Here is a 1,106-nt window from a genome sequence, read left to right as displayed (position 1 = left end):
GGCTCGGAGATGTGTATAAGAGACAGTATCTAGCTCTTCAAATAAATCCAGATTACTTAAATTTATTTTTTTAGAATCACTAACAAATTCAACTCTAGGATTAACTTTATACTCAACACTTTCTATTTTATCAAAATTATCCTCAATTACTGCTAATAATTCACTAATATCTAGATTATAATCAGAAACATCTCTAATTTCCTCTTCCCTTAAACCAGTTTCTAACTTTATATAATTTTTCAATTCACCAATAAAATAGTTTTCTTCACTATAATTTACTTTTAATAACAATCTGGGAGTTTGACCAACTTTTGAACGGGTAATCAAATTTTTAGTTCCTTTCCAGATACCTTCTAATAACAATTCAACATCATCTTTGGTTAACTCGGTGCTTTGAGCTGCATTTTCATTAATAATTCCATAAAACCCAACTAAAGAATAAGGCACTACATATTCTTCTCTAAAAGTTTTTTTGCTTTTTCCAGCTCCGGAGGCAAAAGCTCCTGTACCCTTTATATAATTTAACTCTACTTTATGTAGAGACCTTCCCATCTGAAACTGTACAGGACCTGTATAGGTAATTGAATCACCAGTTAAAGGAATTACACCACCAAACATTCTTACATCTATACACTGCTCTAAAACTTTTTTGGGATCTTCTTTAAAATCTTTAGCTCTTTCTTTTCCATCCTGAATACTTTTGTCATCATTTTTGATCTCTCTAACAAAAATATCTTTTCCATCTTCACCATTAAACCCTTTGTAATCAAACAAATAATCTCTAATAGTACGCTTTAGTCTTACATCAGTTACTAGATTGATTCCAGTTTCTTCATCAATTCTCGGCTTGTTGGCATCCAGTGGATCCCCATTTGGATTAGCATCTTTAATATCATATAAAAAAACCAACTCACTTCTCTGATCAATAACAGCCATTTTTATTCCTCCTCATTTTTTTGAAAGTTAAATTTATTTGCCTGATTCATACCTGTTACAAAATAAAATGAAATTTCATTATTACTAATTTCAGATAAGTCACTTTCTAAAATATAGTCTGCAATTAGCTCTTCTAATTGTTTATAATAATTTTTATCATATTCTTCTAA

The 1,106-nt window shown here is 29.8% G+C and carries 2 protein-coding genes; both read right to left on the bottom strand.

What is annotated here, in order from left to right:
* A partial coding sequence (cas7b, locus tag CI949_RS20790) for a type I-B CRISPR-associated protein Cas7/Csh2 (RefSeq protein WP_290769950.1) occupies nt 1–936 on the bottom strand: 936 nt, incomplete at its 3' end.
* A gap of 2 nt (nt 937–938) precedes the next feature.
* Nucleotides 939–1,106 (bottom strand): TM1802 family CRISPR-associated protein (locus CI949_RS21080; protein WP_365942089.1); only part of this gene is annotated, 168 nt, incomplete at its 5' end.

It is taken from the genome of Halanaerobium sp. (genome assembly GCF_003070835.1).
Note: the sequence above shows the minus strand (reverse complement) of the source record. Positions and strands in the feature narration are given on the sequence as shown.